At 37.8% G+C, this 16,417-nt stretch carries 17 protein-coding genes, 1 rRNA gene and 1 riboswitch; of the genes, 12 read left to right on the forward strand and 6 right to left on the reverse strand.

Annotated features, from left to right (window positions below):
* Positions 1 to 43 precede the first annotated feature (43 nt).
* Complete coding sequence (locus B1201_RS12760; RefSeq protein ID WP_078193866.1) at positions 44 to 1,285, reverse strand: D-amino acid dehydrogenase; 1,242 nt, start codon at positions 1,283 to 1,285, stop codon at positions 44 to 46.
* 134 nt (positions 1,286 to 1,419) lie between these two features.
* A riboswitch (glycine riboswitch) is annotated at positions 1,420 to 1,510 on the reverse strand.
* Between the two features lie 230 nt (positions 1,511 to 1,740).
* Between B1201_RS12760 and B1201_RS12765 the strand changes: the two genes are divergently transcribed.
* Entirely contained in the window at positions 1,741 to 2,514 is a 774-nt protein-coding gene (locus tag B1201_RS12765; RefSeq protein ID WP_078193867.1) for a hypothetical protein, read from the forward strand.
* A gap of 168 nt (positions 2,515 to 2,682) precedes the next feature.
* A complete protein-coding gene (locus B1201_RS12770; RefSeq protein WP_078193868.1) occupies positions 2,683 to 3,210 on the forward strand; it encodes a hypothetical protein in 528 nt (175 codons plus the stop codon).
* A gap of 104 nt (positions 3,211 to 3,314) precedes the next feature.
* On the opposite strand, the gene B1201_RS12775 is transcribed toward B1201_RS12770, so the two are convergent.
* From B1201_RS12775 to prmB, 3 genes are all read right to left on the reverse strand, one after another.
* Entirely contained in the window at positions 3,315 to 3,830 is a 516-nt protein-coding gene (locus B1201_RS12775; protein WP_078193869.1) for a GNAT family N-acetyltransferase, read from the reverse strand.
* Between the two features lie 346 nt (positions 3,831 to 4,176).
* Complete coding sequence (aroC, locus tag B1201_RS12780; protein WP_078193870.1) at positions 4,177 to 5,271, reverse strand: chorismate synthase; 1,095 nt, start codon at positions 5,269 to 5,271, stop codon at positions 4,177 to 4,179.
* 13 nt (positions 5,272 to 5,284) lie between these two features.
* On the reverse strand, positions 5,285 to 6,295 hold the full coding sequence (prmB, locus tag B1201_RS12785; protein ID WP_078193871.1) for a 50S ribosomal protein L3 N(5)-glutamine methyltransferase: 1,011 nt from the start codon (positions 6,293 to 6,295) through the stop codon (positions 5,285 to 5,287).
* Positions 6,296 to 6,606: 311 nt separating this feature from the next.
* On the opposite strand from prmB, the gene B1201_RS12790 reads away from it, so the two are divergent.
* The 10 genes from B1201_RS12790 to B1201_RS12835 all read left to right on the forward strand — a co-directional run bounded on the left by B1201_RS12790 (position 6,607) and on the right by B1201_RS12835 (position 15,546).
* Positions 6,607 to 6,912, forward strand: a complete 306-nt coding sequence (locus B1201_RS12790) for a hypothetical protein (protein WP_078193872.1) — start codon at positions 6,607 to 6,609, stop codon at positions 6,910 to 6,912.
* Between the two features lie 157 nt (positions 6,913 to 7,069).
* Complete coding sequence (locus tag B1201_RS12795; protein ID WP_078193873.1) at positions 7,070 to 8,443, forward strand: ABC1 kinase family protein; 1,374 nt, start codon at positions 7,070 to 7,072, stop codon at positions 8,441 to 8,443.
* Between the two features lie 241 nt (positions 8,444 to 8,684).
* Positions 8,685 to 9,971 (forward strand): acyl-CoA dehydrogenase family protein, encoded by a 1,287-nt coding sequence (locus B1201_RS12800; RefSeq protein WP_171263801.1) that lies wholly within the window; start codon positions 8,685 to 8,687, stop codon positions 9,969 to 9,971.
* Positions 9,972 to 10,001: 30 nt separating this feature from the next.
* Positions 10,002 to 11,204, forward strand: coding sequence for an acyl-CoA dehydrogenase family protein (locus tag B1201_RS12805; protein WP_078193875.1), 1,203 nt, complete (start codon positions 10,002 to 10,004; stop codon positions 11,202 to 11,204).
* Between the two features lie 88 nt (positions 11,205 to 11,292).
* Positions 11,293 to 11,778, forward strand: coding sequence for a GNAT family N-acetyltransferase (locus B1201_RS12810; RefSeq protein ID WP_078193892.1), 486 nt, complete (start codon positions 11,293 to 11,295; stop codon positions 11,776 to 11,778).
* Positions 11,779 to 12,121: 343 nt separating this feature from the next.
* Positions 12,122 to 12,706, forward strand: a complete 585-nt coding sequence (locus tag B1201_RS12815) for a lytic transglycosylase domain-containing protein (RefSeq protein WP_078193876.1) — start codon at positions 12,122 to 12,124, stop codon at positions 12,704 to 12,706.
* A 480-nt stretch (positions 12,707 to 13,186) separates the two neighbouring features.
* Positions 13,187 to 13,546, forward strand: coding sequence for a hypothetical protein (locus B1201_RS12820; RefSeq protein WP_078193877.1), 360 nt, complete (start codon positions 13,187 to 13,189; stop codon positions 13,544 to 13,546).
* 52 nt (positions 13,547 to 13,598) lie between these two features.
* A complete protein-coding gene (locus B1201_RS12825; protein WP_078193878.1) occupies positions 13,599 to 14,558 on the forward strand; it encodes a hypothetical protein in 960 nt (319 codons plus the stop codon).
* A 9-nt stretch (positions 14,559 to 14,567) separates the two neighbouring features.
* A complete protein-coding gene (locus B1201_RS12830) occupies positions 14,568 to 15,104 on the forward strand; it encodes a GTP-binding protein (protein ID WP_078193879.1) in 537 nt (178 codons plus the stop codon).
* Positions 15,105 to 15,114: 10 nt separating this feature from the next.
* Positions 15,115 to 15,546, forward strand: coding sequence for a roadblock/LC7 domain-containing protein (locus B1201_RS12835; protein ID WP_078193880.1), 432 nt, complete (start codon positions 15,115 to 15,117; stop codon positions 15,544 to 15,546).
* An 11-nt stretch (positions 15,547 to 15,557) separates the two neighbouring features.
* Here B1201_RS12835 and B1201_RS12840 read toward each other — a convergent pair whose 3' ends face one another.
* Together B1201_RS12840 and rrf are read right to left on the reverse strand one after the other, a co-directional pair.
* Positions 15,558 to 15,998 (reverse strand): hypothetical protein, encoded by a 441-nt coding sequence (locus B1201_RS12840; protein ID WP_078193881.1) that lies wholly within the window; start codon positions 15,996 to 15,998, stop codon positions 15,558 to 15,560.
* 253 nt (positions 15,999 to 16,251) lie between these two features.
* A 5S ribosomal RNA gene (gene rrf, locus B1201_RS12845) occupies positions 16,252 to 16,366 on the reverse strand.
* Positions 16,367 to 16,417 lie beyond the last annotated feature (51 nt).

The raw sequence follows: 16,417 nt of genomic DNA on the forward strand, positions 1-16,417 counted from the left end.
AAGCCTCAACATTGAGGCTTTTTTGATGTCTAAAATATGTCAGTTAAATCGGATGTGTTTGCTGCACTTGCTGGCTGATCATTGCAGCTGTTGCCGCAGATAAAGTCCATCCAAGGTGACCATGCCCTGTATTATAGAAAATATGATCTCGCTTACCTGCATGCACTACTGGCATCATATTGGGCATCATTGGTCGTAAACCCGCCCACGGTACTACATGTTCTGTTGATAGGTTAAAGTTACGATTTGACCAATCAATTAAGGGCTGAATGCGATCTGCACGAATGTCTCGGTTATAGCCATTAAACTCTGCCGTACCTGCAACACGGAGTCGATTTGCACCTAAGCGTGAAGTCACAATTTTGGCACTTTCATCTAACAGACTTACCCAAGGCGCATTGCCCTGACTTTGTTCATCATTTAAATTAATGGTGATTGAATATCCTTTTACTGGATACACATTTACGCGATCACCGAGTTTGTGCGCAAGTTCATAACTACCTACGCCACCACAGACCACCACAGCATCTGCTTCAAGTATGGTATCAGCATCAGGATGTTCCATATTTTCATCACTGGCTTTTAACTGAACATTGACACCTTTTGCATGGTGTTCAAAGTCAGTCACCTCAAAACCCCACATATATTTCACATCAAAGCGTTCTGTTGCTTTAGCAAGCTGCGTTGTAAATTTGTGGATATCTCCAGTGGCATCCCCCGGACAATAAAAACCACCATAGTATTCACCTCTCAGACTAGGCTCAATATCACGGATTTCAGCTAATGTCACAGGATGACGCTCTAAGCCACCCTCACAGAGCATATTATTAACTTGAGTCGCTACCTCATAATCATGTTGATTATGAAAGAAATGTAAAATGCCGCGTTTTTCTAAATCAAACTGTAAGTTTTCATGCTCAGCTATTTCAAATAAACGCTGACGTGCCATCAATGCGAGACGTACAGTCTCGTGAGTATTTTCACGATAATCTTTAATATGTCCCATAAACTCAAAGAGCCATGAATATTTGTGTAGATTAAAACTTGGATTTAATAATAATGGCGCGGTTTTTTGTGACATCCATTTGATGCCTTTCACCACCGTTGCTTTTTGGTTCCAGACTTCAGCATTACACGCTGATAATTGACCACCATTGGCAAACGACGTTTCCATTGCAGGATAAAGATGTTTATCCACCACAGTGACACGATAGCCGAGTAATCCGAGTTCGTAAGCTGTCGTTACCCCAGTAATACCTGCACCAATCACAACAATATGACACATATAGGCTCCTTGGAAATTATATTTCCTATGTTCGCCCCATCTGTCATTGGTACCTGAGAGCTTTGGTTCCTTGCGAAGCAATGTGAACTTTCCCCTTCGGTGAGTAGATCTGGCCTACTTCTCTCCAGATTTTTTATATGATTACAGTCCTTTTGCCTGAGAGTTTCCTGGGGGAACTTGCTCCTTCGGCGAGCACAATCTGTGCTTCTCTCCTGCAATCATCCTTTCGTTTTTTATTTCGCATTCTTATTGATATTGCCTTAGTTAGATATGAGCAATATTTGTACCAAATCTCAAGTCCTATTTGGGTCAATATTGTTAAATATTATTTTTATATCGATTTAAGTTGTTAGGTTATAAATTTAAAATCATTTTTCCTACACCTAAATACTTCATCTTTAAAATAAAGGTTTAAAATATTAAATGAAATTTATAACTAGAAAGATTGAAGTTTTATGTCGGATTCTACGCTTTTCTCTCGCTACGCATCTGTGATCAAAACACATGCTATTGAAGAATTAACCCAAAGTGATTTACTCCTTCTTAAGACTCTGGGGCCTGTTCAAAGTTTTTATGCACCATTCGAGGCCATAAATCATGATGCAAAAGTGGTTATCGTCGGCATCTGCCCAGGCCAGCAACAATGGCGTAATGCATTAATCGCAGCAAAGGACGGCTTAGAACAGCAAGTATCTGAGGAAAACATTCTTAAACTTGCCAAGAATAGTGGCGCTTTTAGCGGCCCTATTCGTAAAAATTTAACTCAACTGCTAGATCATATTGGATTACACAATCAATTAGGCGTACAGACCACTGCTGAGCTATTTAGCAATCATCAAGATAAGGTGCAAATGTGCTCGGTTTTACAGCAATGCATTTTGGTCAATGGAAAAAATTATGCTGGCTCAACGCCCCCAATGCTGAAAAATGAATTATTAAAACAACATATTGATGATTATTTTATTCCTATGGTTCAACAGCTTCCGAACGCAATTTATATCCCGCTAGGCAAAGGTGTAGATGAGGTTTTAAATTATGTAAGCAGCTTAGGCTATTTTAATGATCAACAGATTCTAGCTGGACTTCCCCATCCATCAGGTGCAAATGCTGAACGGATCAAATATTTTTTAGGTGAAAAACCACGTGACCAATTATCTCGACAAACCAATCCCGAGCAGATAGATAGCGCAAAATCACAGATCCTGCTTAAATTATCCAATCTTCTATGAAGTTCGCTTAACATCATTGAAAAATATTATTTATTTTAATATCCACTACTTATATCAAAGCAGTGCTCGAACAAAACTAGAAAAGTGTGATGTATTTTTGTTTTTTCTGTGTGAATATGCGCCAAAATAAATATTGCTCATAAAAATAACGCTAACATGGAAATACGCATGAAAAATTATTTAGTTCTAGGATTTACACTCCTACTATTCACGGGTTGTATTACCGTACCTAAAAATAAACCTGAAACAAGAACCTTGAAGCTAAAAGGTGTGAATACCGTTGAAAACAGCAAAGTGATCCAACGAACCATTACTCGGGGTCAGTTACTATGTGAAGCTGGGCAAAAATGTCCTGAACTTGCAATTGATTGGCAAAAAAACAAAGGTGAGTATGCACTTTCACTGCATTCTTATGATCAACAGCAGCTTGATATGAGTGAAATATCTTTTGTGATTGACGGCAAAGTTTTGTCTTATCCTGCAATTGGTCAAACAAATTATCGTCGCTTAGATAATTCAAATGTGATTGATTCTTCTAATACCGTGATGATCCCAGATGCTGTGCTTAAACAATTTCGGGACGCAAAAAATATTGCTGTGATAATGAATACCAACCAAGGTGAAATCGCACACTATATGTTAAAAAACCAAAAATCTTTAGATGCCTACCGACTATTTTTACGTGCTTATTCTTAAGCTCAAACAGTCTAAAATAAAAATCCCAAAAGTTAGTGTATGTTTTCTTTTGGGATTTTTTATTCATCTCGCTTTATAAATTGATCAAATACATCATATGATCTTTATTTTATTCGTTTAATTAATTGTTTAATTGTAAGTTCACAAATCGGTTGACCTACCTCTAGATGAAGAGGATAGGCTTGATTTTCATTTGTTAGCTTATAGCCACGTCGTTGATAATATTTTATTAATTCTAAACGCTGATCAATCACATACATGACAAATTCTTCAACATTGGGTTCAATCAACATCGCTTGTTGTTCTGCAAATTGCAATAATTTTTTTCCTAATCCCTGAGCTTGCTCATCTGGGTGAATTGCAAAATGACCAATTTCACAGCTCATTCCCTGCATTTGAATACCAATACACCCCTTGATCTGTGTATTTTCCGACTCAATCACATATAGATGAAAATCCTTTTTTTGTAAGAGTTGACTGAGTTGAGAGACATTTATTCGATTTCCTCGAACAATATGATGTTCTGTGGTCCAACTCTTGGGATGATTCTCCCGATAGGCTATATTCATTAAGCTTTCGAGCTGCTGAATATCACCAAGTAAAGCATGTCTTATATTCATATTTTTTAGCTATTTATTTTCATAGGCCTATTTTACTGAAATAAAAAAACCAGACAATTGTCTGGTTTTTTTAAAGCAATGTGCTCATCAGTGTGACTTGCTAACGCTATTCACCAACAGCATCGGAACAAAAAGCAGTGCTTTGTTATTTATCCTCTGTGACTCGCTAACGTTACTCACCAAATCGCGTTCGGAACAAAGCAGCGCTTTGTTATTTATCCACTGTGACTTGCTAACGCTACTCACCAACCGCGTTCGGAACAAAGCAGCGCTTTGTTATTTATCCACTGTGACTCGCTAACGCTACTCACCAACCGCGTTCGAAACAAAGCAGCGCTTTGTTTCCTCACTTGGGTTCAATTGGAGCAAATGGAGCGACAACATCCGCATTTTGTGCACGGTTACGCATGAAGTGATCCATGAGCACAATTGCCAACATCGCCTCTGCAATTGGTGTTGCACGAACACCGACACAAGGATCATGACGACCTTTGGTCAACACATCAGTATCTTCACGATTAATCGTAATGGTTTTACCCGGCGTAGTAATGGAAGCTGTTGGTTTCAAAGCAATCGCAACACGAATGTCCTGACCACTCGAAATACCGCCCAAAATGCCGCCAGCATGGTTTGCCAAGAAACCATCCGTAGTTAACTCATCACGGGTTTCATGACCAAACTGCTCGGCAACACCAAAGCCATCACCAATTTCCACACCTTTTACGGCATTGATGGACATCATGGCATGTGCAATATCTGCATCTAAACGATCAAATACAGGCTCGCCCCAACCTACTGGCACTTGCGTCGCAATAATTTCCAGTTTTGCGCCACAGCTCGTTCCTTGTGCACGAAGTGAAGTTACGAGAGCTTCAAAACGTGGGACAGCATCTGCATCACCACAGAAAAATGGGTTATTTGGAACTTCATTCCAGTCCAATTTCTCTGCTTTTTCGGTACCAATTTGGGTTACATGACCACGAATTTCTATGCCGAATTTCTCAAACAAGAATTTTTTAGCAATCGCACCCGCAGCAACACGCATCGCAGTTTCACGAGCACTCGAACGGCCACCACCACGATAATCACGGAAACCATACTTATGTGTATACGTATAGTCTGCATGACCCGGACGGAAGGTTTGCGCAATGTTGCCATAATCTTTTGATTTTTGATCTGTGTTACGGATCAAAAGACCAATCGATGTACCGGTTGTTTTGCCTTCAAATACGCCTGAAATAATTTCAACTTCATCGGGTTCTTTACGCTGAGTCGCAAACTTAGATGTGCCCGGCTTACGACGATCCAGATCCTTTTGCAAATCGGCTTCAGTCAGTTCAATACCCGGTGGAACCCCATCCACAATGGCCATCAGACCAACGCCATGAGATTCACCACAAGTCGTTACACGGAAGAGTTGCCCTATACTATTACCGGCCATGTCAAACGACTCCTTATGCTTGAACAGATTGAATGAATAAATCTCGGTATTCGCGGCATTGAGCAGCAGTCAATGCAAAGATACCTGTACCGCCTTTTTGGAACTGTAACCAGTAAAAATCAACGGTATTGAAGTTTTGACGCATTGCCCATTCTGAGTTACCCACTTCGATCACAATTAAGCCATCTTCAGTCAGGTAATCTGCAGCTTGTGCCAACATTTTACGCACAAGATCCAAACCATCTTGACCCGCAGCAAGCGCCATTTCAGGTTCATGGTGGAATTCTTCTGGTAAATCTGCCATGTCTTCAGCATCCACATATGGCGGATTCGACACGATCAAATCATATTGATTTTCTGCTGGAATTTTGGCGAATAAATCAGACTCGAGTAAAGCCACTTGATATTGTTTATTGTGGTGTTCACAGTTAATTTGCGCCACTTCAAGTGCATCTTTAGATAAATCTGTTGCATCAACTTCAGCATCTGGGAATGCATAAGCTAAAGCAATCGCGATACAACCTGAACCCGTACACATATCTAAAATGCGCTGAGGAGTTTTTGGATTGGCATTTTCAGGTAGATTATTAACCGCAGCACCCATTTCGCCATTTTCACCTAAGCAATATGGCGCAAAACGGTTTTCAATTAACTCTGCAATTGGAGAACGTGGAATCAGTACACGTTCATCGACATAAAATGGCTTACCAAAGAAATATGACAAGTTTAGTAAATAAGACGTCGGAACTTTTTCATTAATACGACGTTCTAACAATGCTAAAAATTCTGCAACTTCACTTGGCAATAATTTCGCATCTAAGATTTCCGCATCTGCATTCCAATCTAGAGATAACGTTTGTAAAACCAATGCTGAGCTTTCAGCAAAATAGTCTTCTGTACCTTGTCCTAAGTGGGCATCATATTGACGTAAAGCTGTTACCCCAAAGCGGATATAATCACGAATTGTAGATAGGTTTTCAGCTGCTTCCTGTAAATGTTCAGGGCTAATAGTCGGTCGATCCACTTAAGGCGTCTCCAGTTCATAATTTTTTAAACGCCCTATGATACCTTGTTTTGATGCTATTTATAATAAAAATACGGCATTATTCACCGCTTGAAAGTATTTCATAACCGTATATATGAGGTCTGATACATTCGCTGAAATGAAATGTGTAATTTAAGTCTTTCTTCAGCATTTTATAAAACCAAATAGATGAAAATTACGAATAAAAACCAATTCAAGCTCAATTGTTTAGCAATTTGTACTTGATCCTAAGCTTTATTTTCTTAAAATCATCCCCATACAAACAGTTAAATTTTAAATGCGGAGCTCCAATGAGCTATAAGCACAATAACCTCATGGCTATGCGTCAAAGCTATTGGGAAGACACTCAGTCTTTAAACGTGCAAAATGAAAAGGCATTTTTTCAGCAACTGCTGATCGAACATCAAGTTTTCCCTGATCCGAGTTTAGAAAACGCTCGTACCCTATTTTTTAGCTTACCGAGCATTATTATTGTCAAAGGTTATGCTGCCGGATTTAAAGACGAATCTGTCCAACACCTTATTCATCAACATATTGAAGAACATAAAGCGGCATTGATGCAAAACGATACGGTAAAAATCAAATATCGTTTATAGTTTTATTTCCAATGTGCCTGTCTACGTGGCATCTTGCTTAAGTTTGCAAATGCTTACTGCTTATTCAGTAAGTTGAACTATTTTAATACGTTAAGAAACGTTAAAATTAGCTACAATGTATTTTTCTGCGAATTGCTGATTAAAGGATTTAATTTACATGTCAGATCAGAACGATAAGCTCAAACACTTGAAAACGTCTTCTATGGATCGACGCTTATCTATCGCAAAGGCATCGCTACTTGCGGGAACTCGTTGGGCAGCATCAAACGCCACTTCTATTTTTTCGAGTGAGGAAGAAAAAGAGAAAAAGCGTAAAAAAGCCATGAAAGATCAGGCTGAATATCTCGTCGCAGAAATTGGTAAATTAAAAGGTTCGATTGTAAAAATCGGGCAAATGATGGCGTTGTATGGTGAACATTTTCTACCTGAAGAAATCACCCAAGCCCTCAATACCCTTAACAATCAAACAGTCGCATTGGCATGGCCAGCCATCAAAGTCCAATTACAAAATCAACTTGGCTCAAAGCTTGATGATCTCGTGATTGATCATGAGCCACTTGGCACTGCGTCTTTGGCACAAGTTCACCGTGCAAAACGTAAATCTGATGGTTTAGAACTGGTTTTAAAAATCCAGTATCCGGGTGTGGCAGATGCAATCGATTCAGATATGAATCTATTCAAAAACATGCTCAAACTGACACGAATGGTTCCTCAAACCCGTGAATTTGATCAGTGGTTTGATGAAGTTCGTGAAATGATGCATCGTGAAGTAAATTATAAAATCGAAGCAGATACCACTCGCCGTTTTGCAGCACGCTTAAAAGAAGACCCACGCTATATCGTGCCGCAAATCATTGAAGGTTATTCAACACCTCAAGTGCTGTGTATGACCTTTGAACGTGGTGTGCCGATTAATAGCCCTGTAATGCTGTCACTTCCTCAAGAGCGCCGTAATGCCTTAGGTGAAGCATCACTTGAAATTGCCGTACGCGAAATTTTTGAATGGGGTGAAATGCAAACCGACCCTAACTTCGGAAACTATTTGGTCCGTTTAGGCAATGGTGCGGATGTTCCAGATAAAATTGTTCTCCTCGACTTTGGTGCGATCCGTCAGTTCGATGAGCATCTATTAGGCGTTGCGCGTAATTTGATTACCGCGGGTTATCACCATAGCTCTGAGCAAATGGTCAAAGCGATGACAGGTTATGAGTTCTTTGATGGTATTCCACAAAGTATTAAACCCGATATGGCCAAAGTCTTTCTGTTAGCAACAGAGGCATTTAGTAGCACTGAAAATAACCCAGACATCCCTGCTGGTGTTATGGACGAACAACAACGCTATAACTGGAAAAAAAGCCAATTACATAGCCGTGTAATGCAACAAGCTTCAAAATCGATGGCATCTCGCTACTTCTCAGTTCCACCTAAAGAGTTTATGTTTATCAGCCGTAAATTTATCGGTGCATATACCTTTATGACCGTCATTGAAGCGAAAACCAATGTTCGTCGTATGATTCAAAAATATCAATAATCACTCAATGCACACTTCAAGACTTGGCTGACTCAAATGTCAGCCAAGTCAATTTTAAAATAAAAATCCTTTTAAGCCTTTTTACTTTTCTATTCTTAATTAATCATTTAGCTATCAAAAATCGCCTAAGTGCTCCGTTTATCTTTGACAATCACGCATGTCATTTATGACATGGTTTTTCTATCTTTGGCATGTCAGCATTAAATAAGAACAACGCAAATGGAAAACAACAATGACCAATATGGTAAACAAGGCACAAGGATTTGGACTCTCACTTTTAACTAAAATTGCCGGAAGTGATGTACTCGATCAGTTTAAACTGCGAAAATTTGTTGAAAAATCTTTGTATCAGAGCTCAAAAGCTGGTTTTAAAACCCTGAGCCAGACGCAAAAAGTATTTCAGACCAACAAAGATGTGCATAAGCAACGTTTGCCTAATCAACAAAAATCATTATTTGATTTAAACCTGACTGAAGAACAACAAATGACTGCTGATGCGATGCAGCAGTTTGCCACAGAAGTCTTGTATCCACTTGCTCATCAAGCCGATCAAGAGGAAAGATTTCCTGAAGCGTTATGGCAACATATCCAAGATCTAGGTCTAAATTATTATGCCTTACCTGAAGATTTAGGTGGCGTCGCGGCAGAAAAAAATATCATTAGCAATATCTTAATTGCTGAACAATTGGCTGAAGGTGACTTTAGTTTAACAGCAGGTTTACTGTCGACATTTAGCTGTATCAATGCCATCACCCAATGGGGTTCAGAATCTGTTCAAGCAACCTACTTAGCGGCATTTGCAGATGATTCAGCCCTACGTGCAAGCTTTGCGGTTCAAGAGGCAACAGCGGCATTTAATCCCTATCAACTTAAAACTCACGCGATTGCTGATGGCCAGCAGTATAAAATCAGTGGGGAGAAAACCTTAGTCCTTTTAGGTGAGCAGGCAGATGTGCTCTTGGTGAGTGCCATGCTCAATGGGCAGCCTGAAGTTTTTATTGTGCAACGTGACCAGAGTATTAGCGCAAAAAAAACACCTGCTATGGGTTTGAAAGCCACTGAAACGGTAACGTTAAAATTTGATCAGACCCCTGCCCAACGCTTAGGCGATCAAGATTTCAACTACACATCATTTATCGATCTTGGCAATTTAATGTGGTGTGCCATGGCTGTTGGTACCGCAACTGCAGTCAAGAAATATTGCATTCAATATGCAAACGAACGTACAGCTTTTGGGGAGCCAATTTCGCACCGTCAAAGTGTGGCATTTATGATTGCAGATATGGCAATCGAAATTGATGCCATGCATATGCTCATCCTCAATGCAGCAAGTCTAGCCGAAGCTGGCAAGCCCTTTCATCGTGAAGCCTATTTAGCCCGCGTGCTATGTGCTGAAAAGTCAATGAAAATTGGGACCGATGGTGTGCAAATATTAGGTGGTCATGGCTTTACCAAAGAACATCCCGTAGAACGTTGGTATCGAGACTTACGTGCCACAGCGATTCTTCAATCTGGCTTACATGCGTAATTCAGCAAAATAAAAAACAAGGAAATGTCCATGAACTTACAAAATCCGAAAAAATTTAAATTGCTGATCGACCAAGCCCATGAAGTTGCTTTAAATGTTCTACGTCCTATTTCACGTAAATATGACAAAGCCGAACATGCCTATCCGAAAGAGTTAGACATGTTGTCTTCCCTCGTCGACGGTATGAATGATGGCGGTGATGGCATGAATGCAGGTGCTGCCGTCAATAAACGTGGCGACACAGATACTGGAAATAAAAACGGTGTCAATATGTCGACTGCTCTCAGTATCATCGAGATGTGCTATGGAGATACAGGTCTGTTGCTCAGTATGCCTCGCCAAGGGCTTGGCAACTCAGCTATTGCAGCAGTAGTAGCTAATGATGAACAACTACAACGCTTAAAAGGAACTTGGGCAGCTATGGCCATTACAGAACCCAATTGCGGCTCTGATTCAGCTGCTATTAGGACAACAGCGACGAAAGATGGCGATGAATACATTCTCAATGGGGAAAAAATCTTTGTCACCTCGGGCGAACGTGCTGATTCAGTGGTGGTTTGGGCAACACTAGATAAAAAATTAGGTCGAGCAGCGATTAAATCCTTTGTTGTTGAAAAAGGTACATCAGGCATGACTGTAGAACGCCTAGAACATAAATTGGGTATTAAAGCTTCTGATACTGCTGCCATTAGTTTTGTTGATTGTCGTGTCCCTGCTGCAAACTTATTAGGCAATGCTGAAATTGATGTAGCAAAGGGTTTTGCTGGGGTTATGGAAACTTTTGATAACACTCGCCCACTCGTTGCTGCGATGGCTATTGGCTGTGCAAAGGCATCTTTAGAGCGAATTAAAGAAATCTTTGAAGGTGAATTAGATGAGCAGTATTCAACACCGATCTTACAAAGCTCGAATATTGCTGCACAAATCTACCGTATGGAAGCAGACTGGGAAGCAGCACGTCTCCTCATGCTCAAAGCCGCATGGATGGCCGACAACAAAAAACCTAACTCACGTGAAGCATCCATCGCTAAAGCAAAAGCAGGCCGTGTAGGTAATGAAATCACATTAAAATGTGTAGAGCTCGCAGCTGCAGTTGGTTATAACGAAGATGAATTATTGGAAAAATGGGCACGTGATTCAAAAATCCTTGATATATTTGAAGGAACACAGCAAATTCAACAATTAATCGTTGCACGACGTGAACTGGGTAAAAGTTCAAGCGAATTAAAGTAATTATTTGCTTGAGTAATTTTAAACTTAGAGATGGATTTTTATATAGGATCAGTCTATAAACAATCCATCTTTTTGTTTTTCGATGATTATGTTTCAGATCCGACCACTTCAACTTGAAGACAATGCAAGCATTGCCAATGTCATTCGCACAGTTTCCAAAGAATTTGGATTAGCACCTGAATCAGGATTTGCCGTTGCAGATCCAATTTTAGATGATTTATATCACGTTTATGCACAAGCAAATGCACAATATTGGGTTATTGAAAATCAACACGGTACAATTTTAGGTGGTGGCGGCCTTTCTCCTTTAGCTGGAGATTCAAGCATTTTAGAAATCCAAAAAATGTATTTTTTGCCTGAATTACGTGGTCATGGTTTAGCCAAAGATATTTTAGAACTTTGTTTTCAATTTGCCAAAGATCATAATTTTAAAGCGTGTTATTTAGAAACCACACATACACTTGGGCAAGCGGTGAAACTCTATGAAAAAGTAGGATTTCAACACTTACAAGCTCCTAAGGGCAATACAGGTCATAGCCAAGCATGCGAAATTTGGATGCTTAAAACACTTTAAATTATACTTAGATTCCATTCATACCTCTGAAAAAAGTTATAGCTTTTTCAAATAGGGATATTTCATGAGTGGATATTCTAGTTTTTTATAACTAAAGTTCTCGGGATTTGAATATCCCCACAATCTTAATAAGTACCATGTCAAGAGAGAAATACTGACACAAGTAATGCTATCTGTTTTTCTCTCTTCAGTTAGACAATCATGTAATTTGAGTACATTTCCATCAATTTTTACAATTACACTGTATAGAGCAACTTAAGAAAATATTGACCTCTAAGTCTCCAATTCATACTATCGCTTAAAGAAATTACACTTAGCCATGATTATTTTAAAGTGAACATAAATGCAGAATGTACTGAATAAAACTCGCCTTTCAACTCGTCTTACTTCGCTCCTGAGCGCTCACAGCTTAAAGTTTTCAACTGTTATTATATCTGTAACCCTGATTTCTGGATGTTCATCACTTGGTGGTGGCTCTGTAGAAAAACGTGCCATTAAACTTTCATCAGGGATACAAAAGGCCTATTCAGTCAATCCTGAAACTGCAAATCGAGTGTCCCCCTACATTGTGCAAACTGCTGATCAATACAACTTAGATCCTTTACTACTGGCTGCTGTTATTCGCCAAGAATCAACTTTCCGCCCTTATGTCAGTTCACCTGCAGGTGCAGTCGGTTTAACTCAGGTGATGCCACGTTATTGGCAAGCAACATGCCCTGGGGATTTATATGACGAATTCACCAATATTAATTGTGGGTCATTTATTTTAACTAAATATAAAAATGCCGCTGGCAGCATGCCAAAAGCTTTAGCCTACTATAATGTCGGACCTACCGCTTATAACACCAATCAAAAAATGAAAAAACAAGGCAAACGTTATGCAAAACAAGTGAAACAACATCGAAATAATTTAAAAAGTGCATTATAAGAAGTAAAGTTCAATCCTATTACCCCAGGATTGAACTTTTAACATATATCACAAATAATTAAATTTAATAGACTTAAATCACAAATATTAATCTAGAAATAATATTATATAATATATTTTAATGATCAGAAAATAAACAAACAGCACAGATATTTAATACTTATTTCATCTTATACAATCGTTTTTGCATATTAAATTAATGAAATAATACATTAAATCTATTAATAAAAAAACTCTTATAAAACAACAACCTTAATTGAATTTCATATACAACAATTCTATAAAAGGTTTAAATATTCTACACAATCCTACAACTATTAACAGCCAAGAATCGTTTAAAAACCATTTTTACTTTATTTATTATTAACAATAATCAACCAGCTGATTTTTTTAGCATTGTTTATTCATTATTTTTAGCTAATATCATATAGGTCAGTAAAACTATATTACTGATTAACATATAATTTATTGGGGTTAATAATGGCCAAATTATCTTTAAACGCTTTAACAGACATTGACGGTTTTATTGCTGCAGCTTTGGTTGACAGCGAAAGTGGCCTTGCTATGGCAACACAAGGCAATAACGACATCGATTTAGAATTAGCTGCTGCTGGTAATACTGAAGTTGTACGCTCAAAGCGTAAAGTTGCCAAAGCGTTGAATTTAAATGACTCTATTGAAGACATTCTAATTACTCTGGGTAAACAATATCACTTAATCCGCCCACTCGACTCAAATGAAGCATTATTTCTTTACCTCGTCTTAGACCGTAGTAAATCAAACCTTGCTATGGCTCGCCATGAACTTAAACATTTCGAAAAAGAATTAGATTTTTCTTAATTTAAAGTTGGGTTATTTCACAAGAAATAACCCAGTTTTTCTGGACCATTTCGTGAATAGCACATTATATATTTCTATCTTTGGCTTAAATCTAAATGTTATCAATGACATTAAATCTATTATTTCAAATAAGCTATCTGAAACTTTTACTATTCATTGGACAAACATTGCAGATTCGAAACTCCAAGTCCTATTAATCAATGATGACTTTATCGACCTGCCGAATATAAATAAAATAAGGCACGAAGCTTTAATCATACTTAAACTTAAAAAAAATGAATTGAAAGCAAATCAAATCGAACACGATACCCTGTTTTTACCCCTAACAAATACCAATCAATTTGAGCATTGGTTAGAGCATTCAGTTGCGTTAAGGTTCCGAGACATTAATCCTGTAAATGTGTCCAATCCTATTGTTGTTCAAGACACAAAACCTAAATTAAATGCACTCCAGATCTCACAGGCTTTTAAAGATTTAAATAAACATCAACGTCAACTATTGCTTTTAGATCAAAAACCAATCGCACTCATTGATAACTTAAGCAATGAGTTTTGGATAGAACAAAATATACAAATCACACAAAATTCTGAAATCACACTCATTTCAGCAGATACAAATACAGTTGTCACTTTTAAATATGGGTTGGAATCAATAAATTTACAGCATGGATTATGGCAATTTGTTTGGGATTACGTAGATGATACTCCCCCCAATTACACAAGCCACTATAAACTTTTGCATTGGCCACAGCCTATACATTGTGCTGAGCGACAATCACTATTGAAAATATCCGCTTTTTTTATGGAAGGTAGTTCTACTCAATATATCGCTGAACAAATACATTTGAGCCATAACATTATCAATCGCTATTTATTTGCATGCCACATAGCTCAAATCATAGAAGAGATACCGGCCATGGCGAGTGTATATCATAGCCAAAAAACAGCTCAAGAATCTTCAAATCCACTACAGAGTTTTTTCCGTAGTCTTCGAAAAAAATTAGGAATCTAAAATTTCATTATGATTTTACAGCAATACAAAATCGTATTTGCCGGAACGATGGGTGCCGGAAAAACCACTGCTATTCAAAGTATTTCTGATATTCCTGTACTGAGTACAGAAGCGCTGAATACGGATCAAAATGCGCATCAGAAAATGTTGACTACCGTTGGAATTGATTATGGTGAACTTACTCTAGCCGATGGTACTAAACTTGGTTTATATGGTACGCCGGGCCAAGAAAGATTTAACTTTATATGGAATACCATTTGCAACGGCGCAATTGGTACAATTATTTTGATTGATCATACACATGACCATCCAATTCAGCAGCTGAATGATTATTTAAATTATTTTTCTGAAAATAATGAAAACATCATCATCGCGATTACACATTTAGACAGTACGCAGTATAAATCCACCAAACTTTATAAAGAATGGCAGGATTCACAACAGATACATCACCCGATTTTTTATATCGATGCTAGAAATAAAAAAGACATTCTTTTTATTCTAGAAGCACTTATTGCAAAAGCCGAAGTTCAACTTTCAATCTAATGAAGATATTATGAATACAGCAATTCGTACAACACGTTCAGCACCACTACAGCTTATTGAACATGCACATAAACTCATGAAGGAGTTAATTTCTGATGTGTCCGGTGTTGAATATATGATGTTATGTTCAACTGATGGTTTTGAATTAAAATCTATAGAAAAGAAAAATATTGAAAATTCTGGAAAACTTGCAGCTGTAAGCAGTTCGATCTTAGCAATGGTTCAAGCTTTTACTAACGAGATTAATTTAATTGGTTGTCAAACCATTACATTAGATGCTGAAAATGGTAAAGCATTACTCACAGCGATCTCTCACCCTCAGCACCCCATGATATTAGTTGTCTTGACATCAAAAAATGTATTATTAGGGCAATTATTATATTCTTTAAAAAGAGTGAGTAATGAACTAAGCGAATATCAACTGTCAAATACATTCGCCTAGTCCGATTCAAATTATTTCATCGATTCACGCATTTTATCTTCATCAAAATATTGTGCAAATGATGAAATACGTTTTTCAACAAATGAATTTTTCATCAGGTTCTCAGCTGCACGATTCCCCAATAGTTCAAATGCTTTACCCAAAGCATTTGTTCCTTCATTTTCTGTAACAGCTTTGATTTCAGCATTACAACGTTTAGTAAATAAATCTTGAAATAAATTTGCCATATTTTTATCTATTTTTTGCATCTCAGCGGACGTCACTTTACTATATTTAGAAATTTCTGGATGTGCTGAAAATGCCAAATAAATCCAAGCCGTTAAGTTCTGACTCTCTTCTGCTGAAATTTTATTTACCAAACATTCACTTAGTTTATCCTGATACACACCAGCTGTAGTATTTAAAGAAACAAATGCAAATAAAACTATAGTTAATAATTTTTTTAAAAACATCTTAAATACCCTATATATTATTAATGAAATAAACGATTTTATTATATTGATTTATTACACATTTTCATTAGCAAAAGATTTTAAAATGATATAGATGGATTGAGCATTTTAGTTTTATTTTCTTTAAATATCTCTCGTTTTCTTATTTTTTTGAATTTGCTTCTCTTATTATTTTCTATTTTGATAACTTTCCCTTTTTCTTCGTGCATAAAAAAACACCCCCTGGACTAGTCAGGGGGTGTTTCGAATAATGAGCTGGCGATGACTTACTCTCACATGGGTAACCCCACACTACCATCAGCGCTAAGAGGTTTCACTTCTGAGTTCGGGAAGGGATCAGGTGGTTCACTCTTGCTATTGTCGCCAGCACAACTGTTATGGATACTTGCTTAGTCTAATCTCAGAGCAGTGCTCTTCGT

Source organism: Acinetobacter sp. ANC 5600, from assembly GCF_002018395.1.
In the GTDB taxonomy this organism is placed as follows: Bacteria; Pseudomonadota; Gammaproteobacteria; order Pseudomonadales; family Moraxellaceae; genus Acinetobacter; species Acinetobacter amyesii.

Coding starts and splice junctions, on each gene's coding strand:
- B1201_RS12800 (WP_171263801.1), top strand. CDS start 8,685: ATGGTAAACAAGGCACAAGGATTTGGACTCTCACTTTTAACTAAAATT.
- B1201_RS12840 (WP_078193881.1), bottom strand. CDS start 15,998: ATGTTTTTAAAAAAATTATTAACTATAGTTTTATTTGCATTTGTTTCT.
- B1201_RS12775 (WP_078193869.1), bottom strand. CDS start 3,830: ATGAATATAAGACATGCTTTACTTGGTGATATTCAGCAGCTCGAAAGC.
- B1201_RS12815 (WP_078193876.1), top strand. CDS start 12,122: ATGCAGAATGTACTGAATAAAACTCGCCTTTCAACTCGTCTTACTTCG.
- aroC (WP_078193870.1), bottom strand. CDS start 5,271: ATGGCCGGTAATAGTATAGGGCAACTCTTCCGTGTAACGACTTGTGGT.
- B1201_RS12760 (WP_078193866.1), bottom strand. CDS start 1,285: ATGTGTCATATTGTTGTGATTGGTGCAGGTATTACTGGGGTAACGACA.
- B1201_RS12820 (WP_078193877.1), top strand. CDS start 13,187: ATGGCCAAATTATCTTTAAACGCTTTAACAGACATTGACGGTTTTATT.
- B1201_RS12770 (WP_078193868.1), top strand. CDS start 2,683: ATGAAAAATTATTTAGTTCTAGGATTTACACTCCTACTATTCACGGGT.
- B1201_RS12765 (WP_078193867.1), top strand. CDS start 1,741: ATGTCGGATTCTACGCTTTTCTCTCGCTACGCATCTGTGATCAAAACA.
- B1201_RS12810 (WP_078193892.1), top strand. CDS start 11,293: ATGTTTCAGATCCGACCACTTCAACTTGAAGACAATGCAAGCATTGCC.
- B1201_RS12795 (WP_078193873.1), top strand. CDS start 7,070: ATGTCAGATCAGAACGATAAGCTCAAACACTTGAAAACGTCTTCTATG.
- B1201_RS12830 (WP_078193879.1), top strand. CDS start 14,568: ATGATTTTACAGCAATACAAAATCGTATTTGCCGGAACGATGGGTGCC.
- B1201_RS12790 (WP_078193872.1), top strand. CDS start 6,607: ATGAGCTATAAGCACAATAACCTCATGGCTATGCGTCAAAGCTATTGG.
- B1201_RS12835 (WP_078193880.1), top strand. CDS start 15,115: ATGAATACAGCAATTCGTACAACACGTTCAGCACCACTACAGCTTATT.
- B1201_RS12805 (WP_078193875.1), top strand. CDS start 10,002: ATGAACTTACAAAATCCGAAAAAATTTAAATTGCTGATCGACCAAGCC.